We start from the raw sequence: 21,099 nt of genomic DNA on the forward strand, positions 1-21,099 counted from the left end.
GACCAGGCACCGCGTGGATTTCATCAAGAGGGCCATGGGGAAGGGGCGGAAGGTCACGGCAGGTTCACGGATTGCGGCGTGGACGCGCTCTTGGGCGCACCATCGCCCTGTCCCAGTTGGCCGCTGAGATTGCCGCCCCAGATGATCACCGCGTCATCCCGCGTGCGCGCGAGCCCATGCTGGGCCCCCGCCGCGAGCTCCACGAGCGGCAGGGGCGTGGCCAATCGCGTGGGCACGACGCGCTGGTTGGTGTCCCCGACGCCAAGCTGCCCGGTGCTGTTGAGTCCCCACGCCCAGCCCGTGCCGTCACTTCCCAAGGCCCAACTGGAGTTGTTCGCGGCCGTCACCGCCGTGACGCCCGTGAGCACCAGCACCGGCGTGGGCTGCGCACGGCCCCCGCCGAAGCCCGCATCCCCGTGGCCGAGCTGTCCCGACGTCCCCGTGCCCCACGCGCGCACCGTTCCATCCGCGAGCAGCGCCAGCAGGTGGCTGCGCCCGGAGGCCAGGTGTTCGACCTGCTCCAGGCGGGGCACACGCGCGGGGGACGCCTGCACGCGCGCCTCCGTTTCGCCCGTGCCCAGCACGCCATCGCGGTTGTAGCCCCAGACTGACACGGTGCCGTCGCGGTGCAGCGCCGCGGAGTGTTCGCTGCCCGCGACCACCTGCACCACATCGGTGAGGTCCGGCACGGCCGTGGGCTGCGGCACTGCTTCGCCTTCCTCGCCCAGGCCCAGTTGTCCGCGCGCGTTGGCCCCGAACGCCCAGACCTGACCGCTCGCATCCAGCAGCAACGCGTGGCCACTGCCCAGGGCGACGCCGACCACGTCCTTCACGCCTTCGACGCGATGGGCACTGCCCACCACGGTGCCACCCGCGTCCAGCAGGGAGGCCAGCGCGCCGCACAGCCACGCGCTACCGTCGGCGGAGATCCAGGCGGTGGTGTCCATGGCCGACACCATCGCGATGGGCCGCTGACCTTCGAGCGCGAACGCGGGGCTCGGCCGCTCTTCGGGCGTCGTCTCACAGAGCTGCCCCTGTCCATTGCCGCCCCACGTGACGAGGCGTCCCTGGCGCACCACGCCCGTGTGGCTGAGTCCACCGCCAAGCCCCGGACCTCCGTGATACGGCACGTCCTGCGTCGCCGTGTTGCCCGCTGCATCCGTGGCCGACACGTGGAGCACGTGCGAGCCGGGCGGCACCGTCAGCTCCATCGACAGCGTGGAGCCCGCGACGGACAGCGTCCGGGAGATTCCGTCATCGACCCACACCTCGACCCGGGTGGCGTCTCCCACGTCGCCGCTCAGGCGGAGGCGGGGCACGTTCAGCCACTGGCCCGGCGCTGGCGTGTCGATGCGCACCACCGGGGCCTCCGTGTCGGGCGGCGGAGGCTGTGACGGGATGACGGGGTCCTCCCACGGTCGAGGCGTCTCGCCGCAGGAGCACAGCGCCAGCATCAGGAACAGGCGGGCCCGTCTCACGGCAGGGTCACCTGGAGGGGCTCCGAGTACGCCCAGGGATCCTTGGCGGCGGGGCCGCCTCCCAGGCAACCCTTGACGTTCCAACCCCAGCCGAAGATGGACCCATCACGCCGCACGGAGATGGCGTGCAGCGCGCCCACGCCCAGGGTCGTCACGTCCGTGAGTCCCACCACGGCTGTCGAGGGCGACGTGCGCGTCACCTTGTCTCCGGTGCCCAGCGTCCCGTTGGCGTTCTGACCCCAGCCGACGACGGTGCCATCCGCGCGGAGGGCGAAGCTGACGTTGCCGTTGGCGGCCACCGAGGTGGCGTTCGTGAGGTCCAGCACCGCCACCGGCACGGCGCTGTTGCCGTCATCGCCGCTCTGGCCCTGGCCCAGTTGTCCACTCACGCCCAGTCCCCAGGAGACGACGGCGCCGTTGGCGCGCAGCGCGAGCGTGTGGTCCTTGCCCGCCGAAATCTCCACCACGTCCGTGAGCCCCGGCACCTGCGCGGGCCGCGCGTGCGGTCCACTGTCCGTGGTGCCCAGGCCCAGGTTGCCGGAGCTGTTGCGCCCCCACGTCCACACGGTGCCATCCGCGCGCAGCGCCACGGAGTGCTCGGAGCCGGCGGCCACCTGGATGACGTCGGTGAGGTCCACCACCTTCACCGGCACGTCGGAGGCGGTCTTCGTCGTGTCATCACCCAGCTGGCCCGCGCCATTGCTTCCGAAGGCCCACACCGTGTTGTCGTTGGCGAGCACCAGCGCGTGCGTGTAGCCCCGGACCGCCGTCACCGCGTTCGTCAGCGAGGGCACGCGCGCCGGAGCCCAGCGCGTCGTCACGTCCAGCGCGCCAGAGCCGGGGACGCCCAGGCCCAGCTGCGCGTTCTTGTTGTCACCCCACGTCCACACCGTTCCATCCAACCCGACCGCGAGCGAGCTGTTCTGACCGAACGCCACCGCGCCCACCGGGGGCAGCTCCGCCAAAAGCAGCGGCGACGGGGTGCTGCCCGCCGAGGGCCCCGGCTGGCCCAGGCCCAGCTGTCCCAGGTTGTTGTTTCCCCAGACGTACACCTTGCCGTCGCGCAGGAGCGCCGAGTGCGAACCGCCTCCAGTGACCCAACGGCCGAAGCGGAAGTGGACCTTCTTCTCGGTGGCGTTGCCGGACGCGTCGCGCGCCCGGAGCACGAGCGTGTTGTCGCCGCGCGCGGGCGTGAGCACGAAGGTGAAGGCGCCGTCAGTGGACACGGACTCGGGCTGCTCCGTGCCGCCGTTGAGCTGGGCGGTGAAGTCCTTCACGCCGAAGTTGTCCGTGGCCCGGCCCGTCACTCGCACCTGGTACACGGTGAGGTCCTGGCCCTCGGTGGGACTGGTGAGCGCCACCGTGGGCGCCCGGACGTCGCCGTAGGTGAAGTGCAGGGTCGCGTCGTTGGACTGGCCGGCTTCGTCTTCCACGTGGAGAGTGACGGTGTTCTCGCCCACCACCGCCTCCACGGGGACCGTCAGCACCTGCTCCTTCGGGCCGTTAAGAGGGGTGCGGTCGGTGACTGGTCCGCCGTTGTGCTTCACCGTCAGCAGCGCGATTCCACCTTCCGCGCGGACCACCGCCTCCACCTGCACCTGGGCCTGCTCCACCTGGGCGCCCTCCGTGGGTGAGGTGAAGCTCACCGTGGGCGCCGCCACCTGCGTGCCCGCGTCCGTGCCCGCATCCGTCCCAGTGCCCGCATCGAGCGTCACGCCCGCATCCGTGTTGTCCGGCGGCAGGGGCACCGGGTCGTCACCGCATGCCCCGAGCAGCATCGCCGCCGCCAACAGCCCCGCCTCCCACATCGCCTTGTGTCCCCGCATGGACCCGCCTCGCTGGCCGGTCACGGTTTTCCGCTTCGACCGGTTTATTTTGAGATTGATTCGCAAATTCGATTCGGTGCGGGGCGTGTATCGCGGAGGACGGCGTGCGCGCAAGTGGCGGGGGCCGGCAGGGGCTTCAGGAGGGATCAGACCTTCCGTTCGTGGCGTGGGTGCGCGGGACACCGTGGCGGTGCCGCGCGCCAGGCTCCTGCCAGAAAGACAGACATGTTCTCCAGTCACTGCGGGCAGCGCCTCTGGCCCCCTGGCAACGCGGATGTCGCAGCGGGCCGCGAAGAGAGGCGCGCTGATTGCAAACACGCTCGTCCCGGGTGGGACGCGGTGCCGGGTTGAAGGCTCCGTCCCGTCTGGGACCGGCGCGTGGGGCGCCGTGTCGGAAGGACAGACATGGACAAGAGCAGGCGACAGGTGCGGCGTCAGCGCGGCATGACGCTGATTGAAATCATGGTGGTCATCACCATCCTGGGACTGATTGCCGCCGCGGTGGGCGTGGCGGTGCTGGGCCAGTTGGGAACCGCGAAGCAGAAGCGCGTGGCATTGGACTTCGGGTCGCTCGGGCAGGGCCTTCAGTTGTACGTCGTGAAGAAGGGCCGGCTGCCGGACACGGCCATGGGACTGCGCGCGTTGGTGGACGAGCAGATCCTCCCGAAGCTCCCCCAGGACCCGTGGGGCCAGGACTATGTGTACACGCTGGACCGGAGTACGCCGGTCATCGTGTCACTGGGCGCGGATGGCGCTCCAGGCGGGGATGGCGACGACCGGGACCTGTCCTCGCGCGACCTGGACGCGGAGTCCGCGCGATGAGGGGATGGCTCCATGCCCGCTTCTCCTCGGATGCGCACGGCTTCCCGCGCGAGAGGGCGCAGGGGGACACGCGGCGGCGCGGTATGACGCTGATCGAACTCATGGTGATCCTCGGCGTCCTGTCATTGCTCACCGCCTGGGTGGTCCTGGCCGTGCGAGGCCTCATGGACCATTACCGAGGCAAGCCGCAGCGCGTGGCGCAGGACTTCAAGGTGATCGACAACGCCCTGCGACTGCACGTGGAGAAGACAGGTCGGCTGCCGGACCCGGACACGGGGCTGGGCACGCTGGTGGAACAAGGCCTCCTCGCGAAGCTGCCCCAGGACCCATGGGGCCACGACTACCGGTACGTGCTGCTGGGTGAGGAGGCGGTCATCGTGTCCCTGGGTGCGGACGGAGCGCCCGGTGGCAGCGGAGACGACCGGGACCTGTCCTCGCGCGACCTGGACACGGAGTCCGCGCGCTGAGGGAGGAGGGAAAAGGGTGCTGCCCGAGTGGAGAAGCCGCGATTGGGTGGCGTTTCAGGCCAGAGCGGATTCGAACCGCAAGCCCCCCGTGAAGGGGGCCGTACCAGTGCGTGTAGGGCCTCTCCGGCCGGGCAGCACGGTGTCTGACGCAAGGGCCGCGAAAATCCTGACAGGGGATTTCCGTGCCCTTTTCCTCAGCCCGCCGGGAAGGTGTCCAGCGTGAGGGACTCGGGCGGCACGGACAGTTCGCGCGGCAGCTTGAGGACGCCGTCCAGGTAGCGCCAGCCGGTGCCGTCGTGGCGGAAGTCGGAGCGCTCCACGAAGGACTGGTCCTTGCCCTTCTCGAACACCTTGGCGAAGAAGAGGACGCGGGCGAGGCCGGAGGCGTCCGGCGGCTGGTGGCCCAGCACCACGAGCCCCGGGTACTGGTGACCCTGGGCGAAGGCGCGCAGCTCGCGCAGGACGTCCGCCTCTGGACGGGCGCGCATCGGGTGGTCCGGGTGGAGGGTCTTCCACAGGTAGGCGGCGTCGCGCTGGGCGAAGGCGCTGTAGCGGCTGCGCATGAGGCGTTCGGCGTCGGGCGCTTCGGCCTCGCCTCGGTGGAAGGGGGCGCAGCACTGGCGGTAGCGCTGTCCGGAGGAGCAGGGGCACAAGGGGACGGGCGGCATGGAGGATTGAAGCCTACCCGGGTTTGGCGGGCGGACGGTCGGGTGGCGAACCGGGCGGAGGGATGGGGAACCTTCGCGCTTGCGGGCCAGGAGGGCAGGGCATATCCCTGGCGCACCGCCCCCTATGAGCCTCCTCGAAGCCATCGTCCTGGGTCTGGTCCAGGGTCTCACGGAGTTCCTGCCCATCAGCTCCACCGCGCACCTGCGCATCGCGCCGGAGCTGTTCGGCTGGGCGGACCCGGGGGCCGCGTACTCGGCCATCATCCAGTTGGGCACGGTGGCCGCGGTGCTCATCTACTTCCGCAAGGACATCGTTTCTTTGGTGGCCGCGTTCTTCAAGGGACTGGCGCGCAAGGAACCGTTCGGCACGCTGGAGTCGCGGCTCGCGTGGTTCGTGCTGGTGGGCACGCTGCCCATCGGCATCTGCGGGCTGGCGTTCAAGAAGCTCATCGAGACGCAGTTCCGGTCGCTCTACGTCATCGCGGGCAGCCTCATCGTGCTGGCGCTGGTGCTGTTCATCGTGGAGAAGCGCGCGTCGCACACGCGCACCGTGGCGGACATGACGTGGCGGGACGGCATCCTCATCGGCCTGTGGCAGGCGCTGGCGCTGGTGCCGGGCTCGTCGCGGTCGGGCACGACGCTCACGGGCGGCCTGTCGCTGGGGCTCAAGCGCGAGGACGCGGCGCGCTACTCGTTCCTCTTGTCCATTCCGGCGACGACGCTGGCGGGCATCTTCGAATTGAAGCACCTGCTGGAGGCGCCGACGCGGCCCTCCACGGTGGCGCTGGTGGTGGGCACGCTGGTGGCGTTCGCGTCCGGCATGGGCGCCATCGCGTGGCTGCTGAGCTTCCTCAAGCGCCGCACGACGCTGGTGTTCGTGGTGTACCGCATCGCGCTGGGCGTGCTGCTCTTGGGGCTGCTGCAGGCGAATGTGCTCAAGCCGATGTCGGGCGTGGAGAACCTGTCGACGCCGGACGCGCCGACGAAGCCGCCGGTTGAAAAGCAGATCACGGACTGATGGGGATGGAAGCCGTGCGCGTGGAGGCCTTGTTCGATGCGTTGGAGGCGCGGCTGAAGGCGCGGCCGGCGCGGACGTTCACCCTGCCGGGGCGGGTGTTGCGCGAGGCGGCGGTGCTGGTGCCGCTGTTCGAACGGGACGGCGTGCCCTTCATGGTCTTCACCCGGAGGCCCGCGCACCTGCGCACGCACGCGGGGCAGTACGCGTTCCCGGGCGGTGGCCAGGACGCGCAGGACGTCACGCCCCTGGAGACCGCGCTGCGCGAGACAGAGGAAGAGCTGGGCATCGCGCGCGGCGGCGTGCGGGTGCTGGGCCTGCTGGATGAGACGCCGACGACGTCCTCGTACCGGATCCGCCCCTACGTGGGCGTGATTCCGGGGGACGGGAAGTACGTGCCGAATCCGGCGGAGGTGGACCTGGTGTTGGAGGTGCCGTTCGTGCGGCTGATGGACCCCGCCATCCTCCGCGTGGAGCGCCACGCGTGGGAAGGGGTGGAGCACGACGTGCACTTCTACACGCACGGCGAGCACGTCATCTGGGGCGCCACGGCGCGCATCCTGCGCGACTTCTTGTTGCTCGTGGCGGACGTGCCGGGCGTGCAGGACCTGCTGGGTGCCCGCCTGCCTGCCGGGGGCTGAGGCGCGAGTCTCCGCGAGCCAGCAGCCCGGTTTCGCGAGGCTGCTTGTCGGACGCGGGGGAACGTCCAACACTTGATGGGCGGCTCCAGGGGGCCAGGGAGGCCGCATGGGCGCCGAGCGCCGGGCTCGGAGGGCTCTCGCCCGGGCCCCGGCCTTCCGTCAGGAGGCGTGGGAATGGTCACGCGGCTGCCGAGGCGGGCACCTGGGTGGAGTGGCGTCCAGGTCTTCGCGCTGGGCCACTCCACGCGCACGGTGGAGGAGCTGGTGGGGATGCTGTGGTCGAACGGTGTGCGGACGCTCGTGGACATCCGCACCGTGCCGCGCTCGCGCCACAACCCGCAGTTCAACGTGGACGTGCTCGGGCCGTTGCTCGCGCAAGTGGGTGTGGAGTACCTGCACCTGGCGGCGCTCGGTGGCCTGCGGCATGCGCGCAAGGACTCGCCCAATGGGGCGTGGCGCAACGCGAGCTTTCGAGGCTACGCGGACTACATGTTGACGGAGGACTTCGCGCGGGGACTCGAGGCGCTGCGCGAGATCGCGCTGCGTGGGCCCGTGGCCGTCATGTGCGCGGAGGCGCTGCGGTGGCGCTGTCATCGCTCGCTCCTGGCCGACGCGCTCTGGGCAAGGGGCGTCCAGGTGATGCACATCACGAGCCCCACGCGCGTGGAGCCGCATCCGCTCACCGCCTTCGCCAGACTCCACGGCAGGCAGGTGCTCTACCCGGCGGGCGCGGACGCCGTGTCCGAGGCAAGGTCTGGGTGAGCCTCCACGGAACCGTGCGTCCGCGCGAGGGTCGCACTGCCACGGGAGGGTGAAGGTGCGAGAGCGCGGATGCCACCAGGTGTTCTCTTGCCTGCCAGGCGCTGGATCCGGGGGGCGGGGGACAGTGCGTGCGGCAAGGCTCCTTGTCGGACGTCAGGGCACGTCCAACATTGGATGGAGGGGTCCTTCGAGGGGGTGGTGTGGAAGGTGGGCATGAGGCAGGTGAAGCCCGGCAAGCCGCGCTGGTTGCGTTGGGAGGTGCCCTGCGGGCGGAGGGCTATACCTTCACGACGGTGACGCCGGAGACGCACCGGCGGGTGAATGCTCGCTCTGGGGTGCCTGAGGCCCGCTCGCTCCGGGAGGTGTTCGGGTGGAGCCGACCCTTCAGGCGCGGCGTGCTGTCGCCTGGGATGCAGTCGCTGCTGGAGCAGGCAGGCGCGCTGGCGGACTGTGGGGACGGGACGCTGCGCAGCCGGGTGCGGTTCTCCACCTTGGGCTCGGGCCTGTACGTCCATTCGGCGTGGCCCACGTCGCAGAAGGACGCGGTGTTCTTCGGGCCGGACACCTACCGGTTCTGCGCGTTGTTGCAGCGGGTGCCGGGCACGTTCCGGCGCGTGGTGGACCTGGGGTGTGGTTCGGGCGCGGGGGGCCTGTCGGTGGCGAGGCGCAGCGATGAGGTGGTGCTCGCGGACCTGAATCCGGAGGCGCTGGTGTTCTCGCGGGTGAATGCGCGGCTGAACGGTGCGCAGGGGGTCCAGGTGGCGCATTCGGATCTGCTCCAGGGGGTCTCTGGCGCGTTCGACCTGATTGTCGCGAACCCTCCGTACCTGGCGGACACGGATGGGCGCACGTACCGGGACGGTGGAGGCACGCACGGCACGGAGTTGTCGGTGCGCATCGTGCGCGAAGGCGTGGAGCGCCTGTCGCAGGGTGGGACGCTGGTGCTCTACACGGGCGCACCGGTGGTGGAAGGTGAGGACCTGCTGCGCACCGCACTGGAGAGGCAGTGGCGGAGCGCGCCGCTCACGGACGTGTCCTACGAGGAGTTGGATCCGGACGTGTTCGGCGAGGAGCTGGAGAAGCCGCCATACGCAGGCGTGGAGCGCATCGCGCTGGTGGCGCTGACGGCCCGGCGGGCCTATGGAAAGTAGGGATAGCGCTCGAGCTTGCCTTCGGGTGACACCGCGTAGAGTTCGAACCAGTCGAACTCAAGTGCCGTGAAGTTCGCGTAGCCCGGGCACTTGTCCACGCGGCGGTTGACGCGAACGAAGTACCAGCCGTCTTGAGAGCCGACGATGACCTCCAGGGATCTGGGGGACGTCGTACAGCTTTGGCGCATGCTGGGATGGTCCCATCGCTTGAGCACTGCTTGCAGTGCTGCATGCGCCGCGACGACCGCAGGGCCGTCCAGCGTCGCCAGCGGTTGCAGGTCGTCCTGGGGCCAGGGAATGGCGGCGGAGGTTTCGACGGTACTTGCCGGCGGTCGGGCCCCGATGCATGCGATGCCCGTGCACGCCGCGACCCACCAGAGCTGTCGCCGAACGAACCTCATCCGGCGAGCGTACTCAGAACTGGAGGTACACGTACGGCCGCGCTTCCAGCGAGGCCAGCTGCCGGATGCCCAGACCGATGAGCACCAGCACCACCGCCCGCGCGGGTGCTGGCAGCTTGAGGAACGCGAGCGCCGTCAGGTCGTAGACCTTCATCGGCAGTGTGTGCGCGATGATGGCCACAGCCAGCATCGTCCACACCAGCGGGCCCACGTTCGCCACGCCTGGGATGCCCGCCAGCATGCGCTGGTAGAACTCCGCCGCGTGCGTCATGTCCGGCGCGCGGAACACCACGCGCGTCAACACCACCAGCGTGAACGTGGCCAGCATCCCCAGGCCCACGCGCACCGGGCCGGGCTCCTGCTGCTTGCCCCGGAACCACCACCAGCAGCGCACCGCGCACAACGCCACGCCGTGCACCGCGCCCCAGACGGCGAAGCGCCAGTCCGCCCCGTGCCACAGGCCGCCCAGCACCATCACCATCATCAGGTTGAACAGCACCCTCGGCTTCGAGCGCCGGTTGCCGCCCAGCGGGATGTACAGGTAGTCCCGCAGCCACGACGACAGGCTCATGTGCCAGCGGTTCCAGAACTCGAACAGGTTCTTCGCCAGGTACGGCCGCGCGAAGTTCTCCGGGAACCGGAACCCGAACAACGCCGCCACGCCAATCGCGATGTCCGAGTACCCCGAGAAGTCGTAGTACAGCTCCAACGTGTACGCGACCGCCGCCACCGCGCACTCCGCCGACGAGTACGCGTGCGGGCTGCCGAACACCGGATCCACGATGCCGCTGCCCAGCACGTCCGCGATGATCAGCTTCTTCACCAGCCCCACCGCGATGCGGAACATCGCCTTGCCACCGTCATCCGGCGACAGCGTGGGCACCTGGCGGAAGTGCGCCATCAGCTCCGACTCGCGCACGATGGGCCCGCTCACCACGCGCGGGAAGAACAGCATGTAGAGCAGGTGCTCGATGAACGAGTGCCCCGAGCTCGCCTTCCCCCGGTACACGTCCACCGTGTAGCTGATGGATTGGAAGACGAAGAACGACAGCCCCACCGGCAACAGCAGGTGGAAGGGCTCCGGGCGGACCTCCACGCCCCACGGTCCCAGCAGCGCCAGCGCCGTCCTGCGCAACAGCTCCAGGTACTTGAAGCCCGCCAGCATCCCCAGGTTGGAGACGATGGACAGCACCACCAGCAGCTTGCGCACGCCCGGCTTCTGCGCGCGGCCCAGCCCCTTCACCAGCAGGTGGTCCACCGTCACGCCGGTCAGGAAGATGAGCAGCGGCATCCCCGCCAGCAGCAGGGCCTCCACCGTCACGTTCCCCTGCGCGATGAGCTGCGGCAGCTGCGTGAACCCGGTGTAGAGCACCAGGCTCGCCACGAGCAGCACCCACATCCGGGGCCAGAAGTGCCGGTGCACCGCCCAGTAGAGCGCGAACACCACGATGACGAAGATGACGTAGTGGAGGCTGTGGGACAGCACGGCTCAGGGCGCTCCCGCGGCGGAGGCCGTCGGCTCGCCGCCCTTCTTCGTGGACTCGTACGCCGCCATCAGGTCCTTCACGAACGCGTTCGCGAGCACCGTGTAGCCCGCCTGCGTCAGGTGCACCCCGTCCGCGTGCCCCAGCGGCTCCGGCTGGCGCTGCCAGCGCTGCATCGAACGCTCGCCGCCCATCGCCGCCCTCGCGGACCAGTACGCGCACCCCGCGTCCTTCGCCACGCGTGGCAGCGTCGTGAGCACCCTGCCCAGCGCGGGCGCCTCCGTCCAACGGCCATCCGCGTCCTGCTGCATCCGGTCCGTGGGCCCGATGAGCAGGCACTCCGCGCCCGTCGCCTTGCGCAGCCGCGTCACCAGCGCCGCGTAGTCCTGCCGCAGCGCCTCCGCGTCCAGGCCCGGCAGCTCCGCCTCGTTGGTGCCGTACCAGAACACCAGCAGGTCCGGCCGGCGCGCCTTGAACTGCTCATCCATCGCCGCCGCGTCCATGTCCCGCGCGGTGAAGGCCGTGGCGCCGGGCAACCCCAGCGCGTCGTACACCAGCCCCGGCGTGTCGTACTCCAGCGACGCACCCAGCACCGTCGCGGACCCTCCACCCTCCGGCACCGTCACCTGCACCGTGTGCGCGGCGCCCGTCACCGGGAAGGAGCGGATGCGCACCGTGGGCTTCGTCAGCGGCTCCGGCGGCGGGGCTTCCGGAGCAATCTCCTCGCCGTCCACGCGGATTGTCGGCGCGGCCGCGTCCGGCGCGTCCAGCGCGTACAGGTCCAGCCGGCCCGGCGTGTCCTTGCGGCCCTCGCAGCCTTCGCAGAAGGAGATGCCCAGGCTCGCGCCGGGCGCTCCCACCGCGCGGATGCCGGTGAGCCCCCAGAGCCCTCCGGGCGTGGCGCCCTTCGCGTCCTCCACCGTCCACGGGCCGTCCAGCGTGCGCGACACGTGCGCCGCCTCCAGCCGCGATGACGGCTTGCCCGCCGCGATGAAGCCCCGCCCCGCGTCGCCAAAGCGCTTCGTCAGCGTGGCGCGCACGGTGTCGGAGAAGAAGTGCGCCGCCGTATGGGAAGCGCCGACCTGCGCGATGCCCACGCGCAGCTTCGCGCCAGCCTCGCGGCGGGCCAGGGACTCGAACGTGTGGTTCAGCGCGGGGAGCGCGTTCTGCAGGCCCGTCGTGTCCGTGCCCGGCAGGCGCGGCGGGTGCGTGCGCGCGAAGGCCCGCTGCAACGACAGGTCGAACAGGTGGCCCAGCAGGTTGGAGCCGCGCACGCGCGGGTGCACCAGGTCCTCCAGCATCAGGCCCGACTCCAGCCACTTGAGCGCGGAGCCCTCGCCGCCCATCGCCGCCAGCGTGTCGTAGAAGGCACAGCCGCCCCGGCGCGCCTCTTCTCGGAAGACCTCCGTCACCTCCGCCGAGTGCCGGCGCGTGACCAACTCGCCGCTCATCGTGCGCACGCCCGCGTCGATGGGCGACATCACGAGGCACGCCGCGTCCGGCACCGCCGTGCGCACGCGCGACACCAGCTCCTTCATCTGCGTGCGGACCTCGTCCACCGTGGTGCGCTCGCGCGACAGGAAGAACGCCTCGTTGCCGCCCACCATCAACACCACCAGCGACGGCTTGCGGTGACGCAGCTGCGCGCGGAAGGCCGCGGGCTGCGCGCGCAGGTACACCTCCGCCATGCCGCCTAGCAGGCCCACCGTGTCGTAGACGACGCCCGGCGTGCCCGACTCCAGCGCGACGCCGTGCAGCTCCGTCTTGCCGCTGGCGGTGAGCGTCAGCGTCTTCGCGCCTTCCGGGAGCTTCAGCCTCGCGAACGCGGCCTCCGCCTTGGAGCCGAACGCGCGCGTCTGGATGCGCTGCGTGTTCTTGCCATCCACCGACACCTGCACGGAGCCGCTGGCCGCCTGGGCCAGGAAGTACAGCTCCGCCTCGCGCGTGCCCTCCAGCGAGTAGCGCGTGCTCTGCGCCGGCCCGTTGGTGGAGAAGGCCACGCCCGTCCAGCCCACGCGGTCCTTCGGCCAGTGCGTGTCCACCAGCCGCTCCATCTTCCAGCCGTCCGTGCTCGCGGTGCCCGCGCGCGTGGCGCGGCCGGCGCTCGCCAGCCGGTGGATGTAGAGGAAGCCCGGGCCGCCCGAACCGAAGCGCTCCTGGAGCCGGTCGCGCACCACGTCGGTGATGTAGTCGGAGGCGATCAGCGAATCGCCCAGGTGCACCACCCGCACCGGCGTGCGCCGCGAGTCCGAGCGCAGGTCGCCCAGCGCTCGCATCAGCGGCGCGAGCCCGTCCTCTTCACACGTCCCGTCCGCGCGCGACTTGCGGCAGTTGAGCTCGATGTCCACGTGCTTCGCGCCCATGCGCTCGCGCAGGGCCTCCAGCTCCAGCGCGGTCGCCAGCGTGGGGGCGCTCAGCTCCTCCAGGCCGATGCCGGGCACCGCCGGGGCCTCGCCCACCTGGGGCCCGGCCTTCGGATCCGTGTCGGTGGCGGCGGTGTCCGCTTCCGCGAGCGCGGAGGGCGGGGCGTCGGGCGCCATCGTGTCGGCGGGCGGACGCGGGGCCTTCACCCCGCGCAGCGAGGCCGGCAGCGCGAGCGCCACCAGCTTGGGCCCGAGCGAACCTTCCTGACGAAGGCTGGGGAGGGGGCGGAACTTCTCCGGCAGTGGCGCCAGGGACAACCCCACCGTCAGCAGCACGGTGAAGGCCAGCGTCCACCCGGTGGATGTGGGCTTGAGACTCAACGGTGGGGCATGAGACTGGCTTTTCGGGGGCGGGTCAAAACTCTGCCCACATCCGCGCGCCCCACCGGCCGGGCAGCAGACAGCCGGGCCCCCTTCCTCCCACGGCGCGAAGCGCTATGGTGCGCCGCCGTCAGCGTCAGGCGTGGCCTGGCGCCCTCCAGGAGCTCAGACCCCGCGTATGGCCCTCTATCCCGTCATCATGGCCGGTGGCTCCGGCACCCGCTTCTGGCCGCTGTCCCGCCAGGCCCGTCCGAAGCAGTTCCTCCCGCTCGCCTCCAAGCACCCGCTGCTCACCGACACCGCCCTGCGCCTGAAGGGCCTGGCGCCGGTGAAGAACACCTTCATCGTCTGCGGCCCCGTGCACGCGAAGACGGCCCTGAAGCTGGTGAAGGGCCTGCCCAAGGGCAACCTGCTGGTGGAGCCCGTGGCGCGCAACACCGCGCCCGCCATCGCGCTCGCCGCCCTCCAGGTGGCCGCGCGCGACCCGCGGGGCATCCTCGCGGTGCTGCCGTCGGATCACCACGTCGCGGACGTGAAGGGCTTCCAGCGCACGCTCGCGGAGGCCGCGCGCATCGCGGAGGGCGGTCACATCGTCACGCTGGGCATCAAGCCCGCGCGCCCGGAGACGGGCTACGGCTACATCCAGGTCGGTGACGCGCTGGAGGGCGGCGGCCGCAGCGTGAAGGCGTTCAAGGAGAAGCCCGACCTCAAGACGGCGCAGGAGTACCTGGCCGGCGGCGACTACCTGTGGAACGGCGGCATCTTCGTCTTCCGCGCGGACGTGATGCTGGAGGCCTTCCAGAAGCACATGCCGGAGATGCAGAAGGGCCTGGACGCGCTCCAGAAGGCCGCGGGCAAGCGCACCTTCCCCGCCGTGCTCAAGCGCGTGTTCCCCAAGCTGCCCTCCATCTCCATCGACTACGGCGTGATGGAGAAGGCGGAGAACATCGCGGTGCTGGATGGCGACTTCGGCTGGTCCGACGTCGGCTCCTTCGCCGCCATCCCCGAAGTGCGCCCCGCGGACGCCCAGGGCAACGTCGTCTCCGGCGACGCGGTGCTCGTGGACTGCACCAACTGCGTGGTGCTCGGGGACAAGCGGACCCTCTCCGTCGTCGGCATGCATGACGTGGTGGTGGTGGACTCCGGCGACGCCGTCCTCGTCGTCCCCAAGGACAGGAGCCAGGACGTCCGCAAGGTCGTCGAGGCCCTCAAGGCCAAGAAGCGCCTGAAGCTGCTGTAGGGGCCTTGTAGGCCCGGGGCTCACCCCGCCTCCTGTTTCCCCTCACACATTTCTTCCCGGGGCTCCCTGTCATTTCTACAGGGGGCCCCGAGCCGTTTCGGGCGATTGCCGGCACCTTCGGGCGGTTGGAGTGTCCGGTGCCGGACGGAGGGCGCCCCCGGGCATGAGGCGCGGAGGTTGCAAGTCCACCCCGGGTCCGCCCCATTCAGGGGGCGTCAGGCGGGGATGGCGATGGGCTGCAAGCGCTGCGTGGAGGAACACCAGAACGGGGAGGCCTGCCCCGTCGAATCGCCGTCGTCGGTGTCCGGGGACTCGCTGGAGGGCCAGCGGCACGGGCCGCTGCTGCTGAAGCGTCGGCTGGAGATTGGCGCGGTGGCGTCGGTGTACCTGGCGGAGTACGTGCCCACGGGGCACCGCTTCGCGGTGAAGGTGCTGCATGCGCACCTGGCGGCCCGGCCGGCGGTGCGCGCGCGGTTCATCGCGGAGGCGCTCGCGCAGCGCAACGTCGTGCACCGTCATGTGGCGCGCGTGCTGGACGTGCGCCCCGGCCCTCAGGGCCTGCCCTGCGTGTTGATGGAGGCGCCGGAAGGGGAGTCGCTGAGCGCGATGCCGCTGCCGCTGTCTCCGGTGGAGGCGGTCGAGGTGTTGGCGCAGGCGCTCGCGGGGTTGGAGGCGGCGCATGCGCGCGGGCTCGTGCACGGGGACCTCACGCTGGATTCGCTGGTCGTCACGCGGGATGCGAAGGGCGCGCGGCGGGTGATGGTGCGCGACTTCGGCGCGGGCATGGTGCGGGACGCGGCGCTGTCGCGGGAGGAGCGGGCGCGGGGCGTGACGGTGGGCTCGCCCACGTTCATGGCGCCCGAGCAGTCCGCCGGCGTTTCCGGAGGGCCTCGCGCGGATGTGCATTCGTTGGGCGTGGCGGGCTACCTGCTCGTCACCGGGCGGCTGCCGTTCGGGTTGGGCCGGTCCGCGGACGTGGCGCTGTTCCCGCCGCATGCGCTCAACGCGAGCGTGCCTCCCGCGCTGTCCACCGTGCTGCTGCGGGCGCTGGCCGCGCGACCCGAGGACCGCTTCGACAGCGCGCGGGCCTTCCGCGTCGCGCTCGCGGAGGCGCTGGGCCTGGAGCCGGGTGTGCGGGATGCCTCGGCGGATGCGCGCGAGGACGTTTCGTCGGAGGTCGTGACGGAGCGCGACGCGCTGGACGACATCGACATCGTGGAGGACGTGCCGGCGTGGGGGGACTCGGCTTCATCCATGGAGGATGCGGCGCTGCGCGCGGCGGACGGCATGCCTTCCGAAGCCCGCGCGGGCGAGGTGGCCATGCGCGCGGAGGTGGCCGCGTTCTGGGCCTCGGCCGTGGCGATGCTGGGGCCCGCGGAGCGGGAGGACACGGTCGCGTCCCGGGCCGATTCCTCGGGCACTGGCGCTGCCGGTGACGCGCCGTCGGTGTCCGCCCGGGCCACCGGTGCACCCCTCGACGTGGGCCCGGTGTCGTCTGGTGACGCGAACTCCTCGTGGGCGCCCGCGCACACCCTGCTGATGGCCACGGTGTCCCCGGAGGAAGCCTCGGCGCTCCTCTCGCTGAAGAACCCGATGTCCTCGGCGGAGGTCCCCGCGCCCACCCTGCTGCTGAACCCGGCGTCTTCCTCGCAGGCGGGTGCGCCCCTCCTGCTGGTGGATCCGACGTCGCCGCTGGACGTCACCCCGGCTTCCGCGGCGCACGCGACGTCCACGCTGGGGTCCGCGGCCATTCCGTTCATGCACCTGGCGCCCTCCGTGGAGGCCGCCCCGATTCCGTTGATCCACCCGGCCTCCTCGCAGCCGCCCGCCGTGCCCATCGCGCTCGTGGACCGCGTGTCGGACAGCGCCTCCGTGCCCTTGCCGCTGGAGAACGCGGTGGCACCGCTGGAGGCCACCGCGCCTCGCACCGACGCGCCGTCGGACCTGCGCGTGCGCCTGGGCCTCACGCCGGGCGAGGTGCTCCAGCCCGTGTCCGTGAGCGACGTCGCCCCCGAGGGCCTCTTCGCCGAATGCCGGGGCTCCCTGCCGCCGCTCGCCGCGCGCCTGCCCGTGGAGGTCTCCTTCCGCGGTGAGACGGCCGTGGGCGCGTGCGACGTCGTCCGCCACGTCACCTTCGACGAGGCGCGCACCTGGAACGTGCCCGCCGGCGTCTTCGTCCACTTCTCCGACGAGTACCCGGCCCTGAGCCGGATCCTCCTGCGCGCCCTCACCGAGGACCTGGAGCCCGCGCCCGACACGGAGCTGGCCCGCATGCTGTCCCGCGCGGAGGCCGTCGCCCGGGACCCCTACACCCTGCTGGGCGCGAAGCCCGACGCGGACTTCGGCGACGTGCGCCGCCGCGCCCAGGCCGCCCTGCGCCGCCTGGACGTCTTCCAGGGCCGCGCGCTGCCCGCTTCCCAGCGTCAGGCGCTGGAGGCCCTGCGCATCCGGGTGCTGGCCGCGCAGCGGATGCTCGGCGAACCCCAGTCCCGCGTGGGCTACGACGCCACCCGGGGTAACGTGGCGGGCCTCGCCCGGTGCGTCGCCGCCGGCGTCCCCGAGCCGACCATGGAGGCCCTGCGCAGCGCCTTCCTCGCCGCCCGCCCGGAGGTGGAGACGCAGGCCCGCGCCCTGTTCACCCGGGGACACGCCTTGGAGGTCCAACGGTCCGTGCCGGCCGCGCTGGAGTGCTACGCGGAGGCCCTGAAGCTGGATCCGCTGAACACGTCGTGGCTGCGGCACTACCAGTCCCTGCGGGAGCAGCTCCCGGCGGGGGCCGGGGCCATGGCCTGATGGGGTCCATTACCCGTCAATGGGGGTAGGACGGGGGGAGGTGCCGCCCACCCCAGGAGCAGCCGGGCGTTCAAGAGTGGGAGCGGGGTGCTCGGGCGTGTGCAGCCCCCGGGGCCGCTCGTGTAGTGTTCGCCGCCCTCCGCCGAGCCCTCACGGCCGGGACAGGGGTGGGGACACTGCCATGAACGCGCACATCTTTCGCGAGTACGACATCCGGGGTCTGGTGGACAAGGACCTCACCATCGAAGTGGTGGAGCTGCTGGGCCTGGGTCTGGGCACCATGATCCGCCGCAAGGCCGGGACCTCCATCGCGGTGGGCCGCGACTGCCGCGAATCCTCCACGCGCTTCCGCGACGCGCTCGCCAAGGGTCTCACCGCCACCGGCCTGGACGTCTACGACGTGGGCGTGGTGCCGACGCCGCTGACGTACTTCGCGGCGAACACGCTGCCCGTGGATGGCCTGGCGATGATCACCGGCAGCCACAACCCGCCCGAGTACAACGGCTTCAAGATTGGCGCGGGCAAGACGACCTTCCACGGCCACGAAATCCAGGGGCTGCGCCGCATCATCGAGGCGAAGGACTTCGCCACCGCTTCCAAGCCCGGCAAGGTCACGCCCTACGACATCGTCACGCCCTACAACCACTTCATCCGCCAGACGGTGAAGGTGGGCCGCCAGGGGATGAAGATCGTCATCGACGCGGGCAACGGCACGGGCGGCGAGGTGGCCGTCCCGCTGTTCCGCAGCATGGGCTTCGACGTGGTGCCCCTGTTCTGCGAGATGGACGCGAACTTCCCCAACCACCACCCGGACCCCACGGTGGTGGAGAACCTCCAGGACCTCATCAAGGCGGTGAAGTCGGAGAAGGCGGAAGTGGGCATCGCCTACGACGGCGACAGCGACCGCATCGGCGTCATCGACGACCAGGGCAACGTGCTCTGGGGTGATCAGATCATGGTGCTCTTCAGCCGCTACGTGCTGAAGGAGGCCCCGGGCGCGGCCATCGTCGGCGAGGTGAAGTGCAGCTACACGATGTACGACGACATCGCGAAGCACGGCGGCAAGCCGGTGATGTGGAAGGCGGGGCACTCCCTCATCAAGGCGAAGATGAAGGAAGAGCACGCGGAGCTGGCCGGCGAGATGAGCGGCCACATCTTCTTCAAGCACCGCTACTACGGCTTCGACGACGCGGTGTACGCGTCCGCGCGCCTGCTGGAGATCCTGACCCACGAGAAGAAGACGCTGTCGCAGCTGCTCTCCGACGTGCCGAAGACCTACGCCAGCCCTGAGCTGCGCTTCGACACGAAGGAGGAGAAGAAGTTCGCGATGGTGAAGCGCGCCACGGAGATCCTCCGCGACGCGGGCCACGACATCATCGACGTGGACGGTGTGCGCGTGACGTTCCCGGACGGCTGGGGCCTCATCCGCGCGTCGAACACGCAGCCCATCCTGGTGCTGCGCTTCGAGGCGAACACCGAGGCGCGCCTGAAGGAGATCCAGGCGCTCATCGACAGCACGGTCGCCCAGGCGCAGAAGGAAGTCGGCGCCTGAGGCGCGGCGTTCCACGCGAAGCACCGCACACGCAACCGTAGGGAGGGAGTTGGCCATGCCGACGCTGGGAATCGACCTGGGCGGGACGTCCGTCCGGGCCGCGGTGGTGGACGCGAAGGGCAAGCTGCTTTCGAGCGCCAAGGTGGCGGTGACGGACCGCAAGCCACAGGGCGTGGTGGAGACCATCGCCCAGGCGGCGGACGAAGCGCTGAAGCGCTCCGGCGTGAAGGTGGACGGCTGCGGCGTGGGCGCGGCCGGGCAGATCCACAAGGACTCCGGCGTCATCTCCGTGGCGCCCAACCTGGGCTGGCGCAACGTGCCCCTGGCCGACCTGCTCCAGAAGCGGCTGGGCTACGCCGTGAAGGTGGTGAACGACCTGTCCGCCGCGGCGTGGGGTGAGCTGCACGCGGGCGCGGGTCGCGGGGCGCAGGACATGCTGGTGGTGTTCGTGGGCTCCGGCGTGGGCAGCGCCATCATCGCGGACGGGCGGCTGATGCAGGGCGGCGGCGGCGTGGCCGGCGAGCTGGGCCACATCAAGGTGGTGCCCAGCGGCCGGCTGTGCGGCTGCGGCGAGCACGGCTGCCTGGAGGCGTACGTGGGCGGCCACAACCTCATCGCCCAGACGAAGGAGCTGCTGGCATCGGGGCACTCGCGCATCCTGGAGTCGCTCATCGCGGACAGCGACCCGGACAGCATCACGCCGGTGATGCTGGAGAAGGCGGCGGACATGGGCGACGCGGAGGCGAAGGAGATCTACGAGCGCGCCTCCCGCTTCCTGGCGATCGCGGTGGCCAACCAGGTGACGGTGCTGAATCCGGCGCGGCTGGTGCTGGGCGGCGGCGTGCTGACGCACTGCCCGGGCATCCGGCAGCGCGTGCTGGACGGCGTGCAGATGTGGGCGTCGCAGACGTCGCGCGAGGGCCTGCTCGTCGCCGACGCGGAGCTGGGCGACGACAGCGGCATCATCGGCGCGGCGCTGCTGGTCGCGTGAAGTCTTCCGGGCGGGGGGCGTTTCCCCCGCGCCGGTGAGGCTCCAGCGTGCGCTACGGCTTCTTCGGTGCCGGCTTCGGCTCCGCCGGGGACGCAGGCACCAGCCGGGCGATGCGGCCCTCCTCACCCACGGCATAGGCCGTGTCCTGCTTGCGCCGCGGTGAGGACACGGCATGGAAGCCGGTGGCGTCCAGCGGCTCCCACGTCCTGCCGCCATTCACCGAAACGTCCGAACCCGTGGGGCCCACGGCCACGAACATCGGCCGCCGGGCGTGTAGGAGCGACGCCACGCAGGAGCGATAGCCCCCCAGCGAGGTTCCCGAAGGCACGCTCCAGGTCTTCCCCCCGTTGAGCGTGACGGCCGCGGTGCCAGCGGTCTCCTCCGGCTTCTTGTAGTTGCCACCCACCGCGATGCCCGCCTTGTCGCTCCAGAAGAGGAGCGAGAACACGCCCGCGCCTTCGCCCGTGGCCAGCGGCGTCGTCGCGATGTTCCAGTTCTGGCCCCGGTCCGCCGAGTACAGCACCCGCGCCGCCGAGCCCCCCAGTCCGAACCAGACGTGGGACGTGCCCTGCACCGCGATGCTCGTGCCGCTGGCGGCGAAGCCCGCTTCACCCGGGAGCGCGGGCAGCGCTTCCTTCATCACGGGCTTCCACGTCGCGCCGCCATCCTCGGTGGTGATGACGATGAAGCGCCCGTCCACCGGGTCACTGAACGCGATGCCGTGCTGCTCATCCCAGAAGGCCATGCCGTCGAAGAACGCGCCCGGCACGGCGTTGGTGAACTGGAGCTTCCACGTCGCGCCCCCGTCCGTCGTCTTGTAGATGCGCGACTTGTCGCCCGTGCCAATGGACAGGAGGTACGCGGTGCGCTCGCTGAAGGCATCCACGTCGCGGAAGTCCAGGCCCTCCGCGCCCGGCACGGTGGACGCCTTCCACGTCTTCCCTCCGTCCGTGGTGCGCACGAAGGTGCCCTTGTCCCCGCTGGCCCAGGCCACGCGTGCGTCCACCGCGCTGACCCCGCGCAGGCGCACCGTCGTCCCGCTCACCTGCGGCTCCCACTTCACG

At 71.0% G+C, this 21,099-nt stretch carries 17 protein-coding genes; 10 read left to right on the top strand and 7 right to left on the bottom strand.

Features of this window, described 5'->3' with window-relative positions; translation table 11 throughout:
- Nucleotides 1–53: 53 nt before the first annotated feature.
- Entirely contained in the window at nt 54–1,478 is a 1,425-nt protein-coding gene (locus D7Y13_RS19040; protein WP_147444399.1) for an RCC1 domain-containing protein, read from the bottom strand.
- The gene (locus tag D7Y13_RS19045) at nt 1,475–3,304 is read right to left on the bottom strand and encodes an RCC1 domain-containing protein (RefSeq protein ID WP_120584773.1); all 1,830 of its coding nucleotides are present in this window, start codon (nt 3,302–3,304) and stop codon (nt 1,475–1,477) included. The genes D7Y13_RS19040 and D7Y13_RS19045 overlap by 4 nt, the downstream gene beginning before the upstream one ends.
- Nucleotides 3,305–3,709: 405 nt before the next feature.
- Here D7Y13_RS19045 and D7Y13_RS19050 point away from each other — a divergent pair, with 405 nt between their 5' ends.
- Nucleotides 3,710–4,126 (top strand): type II secretion system protein GspG, encoded by a 417-nt coding sequence (locus D7Y13_RS19050; RefSeq protein WP_120584772.1) that lies wholly within the window; start codon nt 3,710–3,712, stop codon nt 4,124–4,126.
- Nucleotides 4,123–4,593: a type II secretion system protein GspG gene (locus tag D7Y13_RS19055; protein WP_120584771.1), complete on the top strand. Its 471-nt coding sequence runs from the start codon at nt 4,123–4,125 to the stop codon at nt 4,591–4,593. The genes D7Y13_RS19050 and D7Y13_RS19055 overlap by 4 nt, the downstream gene beginning before the upstream one ends.
- Nucleotides 4,594–4,787: 194 nt before the next feature.
- Here D7Y13_RS19055 and D7Y13_RS19060 read toward each other — a convergent pair whose 3' ends face one another.
- The gene (locus D7Y13_RS19060) at nt 4,788–5,261 is read right to left on the bottom strand and encodes a YchJ family protein (protein ID WP_120533528.1); all 474 of its coding nucleotides are present in this window, start codon (nt 5,259–5,261) and stop codon (nt 4,788–4,790) included.
- Nucleotides 5,262–5,385: 124 nt separating this feature from the next.
- On the opposite strand from D7Y13_RS19060, the gene D7Y13_RS19065 reads away from it, so the two are divergent.
- The 4 genes from D7Y13_RS19065 to D7Y13_RS19080 all read left to right on the top strand — a co-directional run bounded on the left by D7Y13_RS19065 (nt 5,386) and on the right by D7Y13_RS19080 (nt 8,830).
- Nucleotides 5,386–6,279 carry an undecaprenyl-diphosphate phosphatase gene (locus D7Y13_RS19065; protein ID WP_120533529.1) on the top strand — a complete coding sequence of 298 codons (894 nt, stop codon included), beginning with the start codon at nt 5,386–5,388 and terminating at the stop codon, nt 6,277–6,279.
- A gap of 14 nt (nt 6,280–6,293) precedes the next feature.
- Complete coding sequence (locus D7Y13_RS19070; RefSeq protein WP_120584777.1) at nt 6,294–6,917, top strand: NUDIX hydrolase; 624 nt, start codon at nt 6,294–6,296, stop codon at nt 6,915–6,917.
- A gap of 174 nt (nt 6,918–7,091) precedes the next feature.
- On the top strand, nt 7,092–7,679 hold the full coding sequence (locus D7Y13_RS19075) for a DUF488 domain-containing protein (RefSeq protein ID WP_120584770.1): 588 nt from the start codon (nt 7,092–7,094) through the stop codon (nt 7,677–7,679).
- Nucleotides 7,680–7,879: 200 nt separating this feature from the next.
- Complete coding sequence (locus tag D7Y13_RS19080) at nt 7,880–8,830, top strand: N5-glutamine methyltransferase family protein (RefSeq protein ID WP_120584769.1); 951 nt, start codon at nt 7,880–7,882, stop codon at nt 8,828–8,830.
- On the opposite strand, the gene D7Y13_RS19085 is transcribed toward D7Y13_RS19080, so the two are convergent.
- From D7Y13_RS19085 to D7Y13_RS19095, 3 genes are all read right to left on the bottom strand, one after another.
- Nucleotides 8,818–9,018, bottom strand: a complete 201-nt coding sequence (locus D7Y13_RS19085; protein ID WP_233595753.1) for a hypothetical protein — start codon at nt 9,016–9,018, stop codon at nt 8,818–8,820. The two genes, D7Y13_RS19080 and D7Y13_RS19085, sit on opposite strands and share 13 nt — an antisense overlap.
- A 226-nt stretch (nt 9,019–9,244) precedes the next feature.
- Nucleotides 9,245–10,717 (bottom strand): MBOAT family O-acyltransferase, encoded by a 1,473-nt coding sequence (locus D7Y13_RS19090; RefSeq protein WP_120584768.1) that lies wholly within the window; start codon nt 10,715–10,717, stop codon nt 9,245–9,247.
- Between the two features lie 3 nt (nt 10,718–10,720).
- Nucleotides 10,721–13,459, bottom strand: a complete 2,739-nt coding sequence (locus tag D7Y13_RS19095; RefSeq protein WP_120584767.1) for a GDSL-type esterase/lipase family protein — start codon at nt 13,457–13,459, stop codon at nt 10,721–10,723.
- Between the two features lie 178 nt (nt 13,460–13,637).
- Here D7Y13_RS19095 and D7Y13_RS19100 point away from each other — a divergent pair, with 178 nt between their 5' ends.
- The 4 genes from D7Y13_RS19100 to D7Y13_RS19115 all read left to right on the top strand — a co-directional run bounded on the left by D7Y13_RS19100 (nt 13,638) and on the right by D7Y13_RS19115 (nt 20,035).
- Entirely contained in the window at nt 13,638–14,699 is a 1,062-nt protein-coding gene (locus tag D7Y13_RS19100) for a mannose-1-phosphate guanylyltransferase (protein WP_120533535.1), read from the top strand.
- Nucleotides 14,700–14,924: 225 nt separating this feature from the next.
- Nucleotides 14,925–17,492 carry a protein kinase domain-containing protein gene (locus tag D7Y13_RS48070; RefSeq protein ID WP_233595752.1) on the top strand — a complete coding sequence of 856 codons (2,568 nt, stop codon included), beginning with the start codon at nt 14,925–14,927 and terminating at the stop codon, nt 17,490–17,492.
- A 181-nt stretch (nt 17,493–17,673) separates the two neighbouring features.
- Nucleotides 17,674–19,044, top strand: coding sequence for a phosphomannomutase/phosphoglucomutase (locus tag D7Y13_RS19110; RefSeq protein WP_120584766.1), 1,371 nt, complete (start codon nt 17,674–17,676; stop codon nt 19,042–19,044).
- Between the two features lie 55 nt (nt 19,045–19,099).
- The gene (locus D7Y13_RS19115; protein WP_120584765.1) at nt 19,100–20,035 is read left to right on the top strand and encodes an ROK family protein; all 936 of its coding nucleotides are present in this window, start codon (nt 19,100–19,102) and stop codon (nt 20,033–20,035) included.
- A 52-nt stretch (nt 20,036–20,087) separates the two neighbouring features.
- Here the strand turns inward: D7Y13_RS19115 and D7Y13_RS19120 are convergent.
- On the bottom strand, nt 20,088–21,099 hold a 1,012-nt coding region (locus tag D7Y13_RS19120; protein ID WP_208734473.1), incomplete at its 5' end, for a WD40/YVTN/BNR-like repeat-containing protein.

It is taken from the genome of Corallococcus praedator (assembly GCF_003612125.1).
Taxonomy (GTDB): domain Bacteria; phylum Myxococcota; class Myxococcia; order Myxococcales; family Myxococcaceae; genus Corallococcus; species Corallococcus praedator.

Excerpts from the sequence above, each read along its gene's own strand:
- D7Y13_RS19060 (WP_120533528.1), bottom strand. The coding sequence starts at position 5,261 with ATGCCGCCCGTCCCCTTGTGCCCCTGCTCCTCCGGACAGCGCTACCGC.
- D7Y13_RS19110 (WP_120584766.1), top strand. The coding sequence starts at position 17,674 with ATGAACGCGCACATCTTTCGCGAGTACGACATCCGGGGTCTGGTGGAC.
- D7Y13_RS19065 (WP_120533529.1), top strand. The coding sequence starts at position 5,386 with ATGAGCCTCCTCGAAGCCATCGTCCTGGGTCTGGTCCAGGGTCTCACG.
- D7Y13_RS48070 (WP_233595752.1), top strand. The coding sequence starts at position 14,925 with ATGGCGATGGGCTGCAAGCGCTGCGTGGAGGAACACCAGAACGGGGAG.
- D7Y13_RS19055 (WP_120584771.1), top strand. The coding sequence starts at position 4,123 with ATGAGGGGATGGCTCCATGCCCGCTTCTCCTCGGATGCGCACGGCTTC.
- D7Y13_RS19045 (WP_120584773.1), bottom strand. The coding sequence starts at position 3,304 with ATGCGGGGACACAAGGCGATGTGGGAGGCGGGGCTGTTGGCGGCGGCG.
- D7Y13_RS19050 (WP_120584772.1), top strand. The coding sequence starts at position 3,710 with ATGGACAAGAGCAGGCGACAGGTGCGGCGTCAGCGCGGCATGACGCTG.
- D7Y13_RS19085 (WP_233595753.1), bottom strand. The coding sequence starts at position 9,018 with ATGCGCCAAAGCTGTACGACGTCCCCCAGATCCCTGGAGGTCATCGTC.
- D7Y13_RS19115 (WP_120584765.1), top strand. The coding sequence starts at position 19,100 with ATGCCGACGCTGGGAATCGACCTGGGCGGGACGTCCGTCCGGGCCGCG.
- D7Y13_RS19075 (WP_120584770.1), top strand. The coding sequence starts at position 7,092 with ATGGTCACGCGGCTGCCGAGGCGGGCACCTGGGTGGAGTGGCGTCCAG.
- D7Y13_RS19100 (WP_120533535.1), top strand. The coding sequence starts at position 13,638 with ATGGCCCTCTATCCCGTCATCATGGCCGGTGGCTCCGGCACCCGCTTC.